The organism is Nostoc sp., from assembly GCF_035638895.1.
GTDB lineage: Bacteria > Cyanobacteriota > Cyanobacteriia > Cyanobacteriales > Nostocaceae > Nostoc.
Window position 1 is genome coordinate 1 of the sequence record NZ_DASQZC010000100.1, and the last position, 5558, is coordinate 5558.

A 5558-nucleotide genomic window follows, 5' to 3' on the forward strand; every position below is an offset into this window, starting at 1 on the left:
TCTAACAATGGTGATAGACCCATTTGCTCTAGTGCATCTAACCCACTGGGCATTAATCCCTCACCGCGAAAAACACGATGAAAGTCTTTTGCTGCTTCAATTAACGTTACAGCAATACCACGTTTTGCAAGGAGCAGAGCAAGGGTTACACCTGTTGGGCCTGCGCCCACAATTACAATTTGCACTACCTCATCTCTCCTTTATAGATGTTGGTCGAATTATTTTTGGATTAACCCAAACCCAGTTCTCGTTTTAGCAAGTTAATTGAGTTAGTACCGATATAATTTTCAACCTTAATCAGCTTCGGTGGACGAATAATATCTTCATCACATGCTTGCACGGCTGCTTGTACTGCCGCAAAACTGGCTTGATCACTTATGATTACCTCAGCCCGTTTAACCATTGCTTGAAGTTTATAAACATCTTTTGGTTGCGAAGTCATCACTAATAGTTCATCTCCTCGCAGACCGTGGAGGATGACTTCTGCTGCTCGTGCAATCCCGGAACTGAGGCTAACTATACCTACACAGTTTTCTTTTGGTAGGGTTTTCAATAGGCTGAGTTCTTTGCTGTAGTCGTAGATATCTAGAGGAATTACCCGTGCAGCTTTAGGAGCTGCGATCGCTTCCACATTACTGATAAAATACCGACTTGTGACTACTGTCGCAGAGGTAGTTTTATCTAACACAGCAGTTAATTCTTCCATTGCTACCAACTGGACTGGTATTTTTAGCGATCGCTCTAATTCATAGACCATCAACTCACCAGCACCCATGTCATAAGATGGAACTGCAACCAGTACCCGCGCACTACAACGCAAGCGCCAGTCAATTTCTGCTAAAAATAGCTCTCTGGCTTGATTGAGTGAACATCCTTGAGTGAGCAAATCATCGAGTGCTTTCTGGACAACTTGATATGCATCAGGATTTTGTTTGAGAATTGGTGATTGCAGTCTACTACCGCCCTCATGACCTTGGGGACGAACATAAATTCCGGAACCAGCCATACTTTCAACAAATCCGTCTTCTTCTAGTTGACGGTAAACTTTGCTAATGGTATTACGGTGTAACCCAGTTTGCATTGCTAATGCCCTTGTGCTTGGCAATTTGTAAGCAGGGGGATATTGCCGAGAAGCGATCGCAAACCGGATTTGATTAAACAGCTGGGTTGATGCGGGAATTTCGCTGTCTGGCTGAATACGGAATTGAATCATCAGCAAACCTCCTGAATACTGAGTGGGGAGTGGGGAGTGGGGAGTAGGGAGTGGGGAGTGTTGGTTTACTACTCAGCACACAGCACTTTTAACTCAGCCCTCCTTTAGTGACCAGCTGCATTTGCTACATGTCAAATATTTTATTTACACATGAAGTTTTTCTGGTACAAATTTCTAATGCGCTGCTATTGGTAATTGATAATTTAAATGGAAATGACCTGGGCATACTGGCATAGTTATATCAAATAAACACACGGCTAATCATACAGCACTAGTAAAAATTATTATGACAGAGCAAGCAATAATTACCACAACGGTTAATCTTTTGCAAGATAATATTCAACTCTCTGCTTATTTAGCAGAGCCAAAAGAAGCTGGATTTTACCCAGGAGTGGTGGTATTACAAGAGATTTTTGGTGTTAACGTTCACATTCGGGATGTTACAGAACGGATTGCCAAACTTGGGTATGTAGCGATCGCACCTGCACTTTTTCAACGGACTGCTCCTGGTTTTGAAACCGGATACACACCCGAAGATATTGAAACAGGCAGAGGCTACGCAATGCAAACTCAAGCCTCAGAGTTATTGAGCGATATTCAATTAGCAATTGACCACCTCAAAAATCTGCCCCAAGTCAAAAAAGATAGTTTTGGTTGTATTGGTTTCTGTTTTGGTGGTCATGTTGCATATCTTGCAGCTACTTTACCAGATGTTAAAGCTACGGCTTCCTTCTACGGCGCTGGAATTACCACTCGCACACCAGGAGGTGGCGCTCCCACTGTTAACCGTACCAGAGAAATTACAGGCACTCTCTATGCCTTTTTTGGTAGAGAAGATGCTAGCATCCCACCCGAACAAGTAGATGAGATTGAAGCAGAGTTAGAAAAATATAAAATTCCTCATCGTGTGTTTCGTTACGATGGAGCTGATCACGGATTTTTCTGTGACCGTCGTGCCAGTTATAATCCTAAAGCTGCTGCTGATGCTTGGGAGCAAGTCAAAGAACTCTTTAGTCAACTGAATTAGTCATTGGTCATTGGTCATTGGTCATTAGCAAAGGACAAATGACAAATGACAAATAACAATCTAAACTCCAGTTGCACCATATCAAATAACAATTAATCTTCAAAAGTCATGAATTCCGAATCGAAACTTTCTCAAACAGCCAATTCGCCGTTTACAATGGACGATTTTGCCAAAGCACTAGAAAAACACGACTACCAGTTTCAAAAGGGACAGGTTGTACATGGCAAAGTGTTCCAACTTGACCATGATGGAGCTTATGTCGATATTGGTGGCAAGTCGTCAGCTTTTCTGCCGCGCGATGAGGCTTCTTTGAGAGCAGTTACCGATTTATCGGAGGTGCTGCCATTGCAAGAGGAAATGCAGTTTTTGATTATCCGAGATCAGGATGCAGAAGGTCAAGTCACCCTTTCTCGCAAGCAGTTGGAAATCCAGCACATCTGGGAACGACTGGCCGAAATGCAGGAAAATGCTCAGACTGTGCAAGTTCGGGTTATGGGTGTAAATAAAGGTGGTGTCACCGTCGATATTCTTTCCTTGCGGGGATTTATTCCGCGATCGCACCTGGCAGAGCGTGATAATTTAGAAGCTCTCAAAGGTCAAAATCTGACTGTAGGCTTTTTGGAAATTAATAAAAACACCAACAAACTCATCCTTTCCCAGCGTTTAGCAACTCGTTCTAGCAACTTCAGTTTATTAGAACTAGGTCAACTGGTGGAAGGTAAAGTTACTGGCATCAAACCTTTTGGTGTGTTTGTCGATTTAAATGGTATGGGGGCTTTGCTTCATATCAAGCAGGTAAGCCAAAAATTTATCGACTCATTAGAAAAGGTATTTCAAGTTGGTCAGCCCATTAAAGCTGTAATTATTGACTTGGATGAAGGTAAAGGGCGGGTTGCTCTTTCTACCAGAGTTCTGGAAAACTTCCCTGGCGAAGTGTTAGAGAATATGGATGAGGTGATGGCTTCGGCTGAGGCGCGAGCTAATAGAGCTAATAACAAAGCTGCTGAATAGTTTTGAGGTGGGCTGCTTGCACAAAGTGTTTAAATCACCGTCTGAAACAATTTTGAATTGTTAATACTCCCTCTGCATCTGCAAAGATGTGGGGGGATTTTAAATTCTGACTTAACGCTATCCAGATAATCAGTTCTGCTCTAGAAGAGATGAATTCACCCACAGATGAGCAAGCAGCACTAATTCGGATAACTTTGGAGGGCAGGAAAATGAGCTATCCTGACCGATACGACCAGGAAAACCTGCTGAATTTGCACAAAGCTAAGATGTCGCTTGAACAAGCTGTTGACTTATTGAGCCAGTAAAACTAATCCTATTACCTCATCCCCTGCATCTACAAAAATGTGGGGGATAATTTTTTGAGATTAAGATAAATAAGGTATGACTTATTGGCTAATAAAGACCTAACCCCCAGCCCCTTCCCTGCGAGCGTTGGGGAGTAAGATTCAAAGGCTCTCTCCTAAAAGGAGAGAGGAATGGAAGTAGTGTCAAAGTGTATTGCATACAAACGAGCGAACCCCTATATAAACCCTGTAACTATTCAATTTAGGTATTTATATGTTTCTAATAACTGGAGCAACGGGAGCAATTGGTCGCAGAGTTGTGCGACTACTACGGCGACGAGAACAATCTGTGCGGGCATTTGTCCGCCTTACCTCGCGCTACAGCGAGTTAGAACACCGGGGTGCAGAAATCTTTATCGGTGACTTGCTAGAAGAAAGAGATATCCAGAAAGCTAGTCGGGGTGTCAAGTATGTTATCAGCGCCCACGGTTCTGATAGCGATGCCCTCTCTTTAGATTACCGCGCCAATATTGAACTAATAGACCAGGCGAAAGCCAATGGTGTAGAGCATTTTGTCTTCATTTCCGTATTGGGAGCCGATCGCGGATATGAAGACGCTCCTGTGTTCAAAGCCAAACGAGCAGTAGAGCGATATTTGTCAGCTAGTGGCTTAAATTACACTATTTTACGCCCATCTGGATTAGCATCTAACTTGCTGCCATTAGTAGAACAATTTCGGGAAACGGGATTGTATTTGCTAATTGGCGATCGCAAAAACCGTAGCTCAATTGTCAGTACTGATGATTTGGCAAGGATAGTAGTGGATTCTGTGACAGTTGAAGGCGCTCGTAACCAGATTTTACCAGTGGGAGGCCCGGAGATTTTATTAAGGGAAGATATTCCCCGGATTTTTGGTCGGATTTTCGCCAAAGAACCAGTAATAATTAACTCACCCCTATTTCTCATTGATGGGTTACAGAGTGCATTGGGTTTATTTAATCCCCAAACCCAAAAAGCTTTAGGAACTTATCGTACATTGCTAGCAAATGAATTTTTCTGTACAAAAGATGAAATTGCCAATTTGGAGGCGATTTATAACTTCAAGTTGGAGACATTAGAAAGTTTTTTGCGGCGTTATCTAGCAGTTTAAATGGGGAGTGGGGAGTAGGGAATAGGGAGTAGGGTGAAGAAAAACACTATAAATGATAAATAAACAATAAATTATTCCCCCATTCCCCACTCTCCACTCCCCACTCCCCATTTTTAAAATCTAAAATTCTATGAAATCTTCCCTAGCTGTAAATGCTGCTCAAGCACGTCAGACAAAAGAGCGATTCGCCCAACCAGAGGAACAACTTACTTATGAGTTGGGGAAGGCGGTACAGGAATTGCCACCCCTGTACACTAGACTATTAGCGGGAACGATGAGCGTCATCGTATTTGGAACGATCGCCTGGGCGTACTTCTCGCAAATAGATGAAGTAGCAACAGCACCAGGGGAATTAATTGCTTCTACACAGGTAAGACCGGTGACATCCTTGGGTGGGGGGTCAATTGTTGCTGTTAAAGTGCGAGAAGGCGATCGCGTTACTAAAGGTCAAATTCTGGTTCAAAAAGATCCAGATTTGCAAATAACCGATGTTTCCCGCCTAGTCAAATCTTCTAGATTGATTCAAGACGATTTGCAACGTTTGGATGCAGAACGCACCGGAGGCAAAACTACTGGGACGAAAGTGCAAGATGAACTGTTAAGTTCTCGCTTACAAGACTTCCAAGCGCGTCAAGCAGGGGCAGAAGCAGAAGCAAATCGCCAAATAGCACTTATAGATCAAGCCAAAGTCCGTTTAACTCGGTTGCAAGACAACTTAGTGAATGCCAAAAGCAGCGTTGCCAATGCCAAAACAAACCTTGTCAACGCAGATAGCATTCGGATCAAAATTGAAAGTAATTTGGCACTGGCACAAGAAAGGGAAAAAAGCCTACGCACCTTAATGACTCCTGGTGCTGTACCTCGTGTCGATTA

The 5558-nt window shown here is 43.1% G+C and carries 6 protein-coding genes and 1 pseudogene; 5 read left to right on the forward strand and 2 right to left on the reverse strand.

Translation table 11 applies throughout. The features are described from left to right. Together VE944_RS04475 and VE944_RS04480 are read right to left on the reverse strand one after the other, a co-directional pair. The coding region (locus tag VE944_RS04475; protein ID WP_324972876.1) for an FAD-dependent oxidoreductase at nt 1-185 on the reverse strand (185 nt) is incomplete at its 3' end. Between the two features lie 44 nt (nt 186-229). Further along, complete coding sequence (locus VE944_RS04480) at nt 230-1213, reverse strand: GntR family transcriptional regulator (protein ID WP_229554658.1); 984 nt, start codon at nt 1211-1213, stop codon at nt 230-232. Between the two features lie 286 nt (nt 1214-1499). Between VE944_RS04480 and VE944_RS04485 the strand changes: the two genes are divergently transcribed. The 5 genes and pseudogenes from VE944_RS04485 to VE944_RS04505 form a co-directional block, all read left to right on the forward strand. Continuing rightward, nucleotides 1500-2240, forward strand: a complete 741-nt coding sequence (locus tag VE944_RS04485) for a dienelactone hydrolase family protein (RefSeq protein ID WP_324972884.1) — start codon at nt 1500-1502, stop codon at nt 2238-2240. A gap of 108 nt (nt 2241-2348) precedes the next feature. Beyond that, entirely contained in the window at nt 2349-3251 is a 903-nt protein-coding gene (locus VE944_RS04490) for a S1 RNA-binding domain-containing protein (RefSeq protein WP_324972887.1), read from the forward strand. A 149-nt stretch (nt 3252-3400) separates the two neighbouring features. Further along, complete coding sequence (locus tag VE944_RS04495) at nt 3401-3556, forward strand: hypothetical protein (RefSeq protein WP_324972889.1); 156 nt, start codon at nt 3401-3403, stop codon at nt 3554-3556. Nucleotides 3557-3809: 253 nt separating this feature from the next. Further along, nucleotides 3810-4685 carry an SDR family oxidoreductase gene (locus VE944_RS04500; RefSeq protein ID WP_324972892.1) on the forward strand — a complete coding sequence of 292 codons (876 nt, stop codon included), beginning with the start codon at nt 3810-3812 and terminating at the stop codon, nt 4683-4685. 130 nt (nt 4686-4815) lie between these two features. After that, nucleotides 4816-5558 (forward strand): annotated as a pseudogene (locus VE944_RS04505) (biotin/lipoyl-binding protein); the annotation flags it as partial.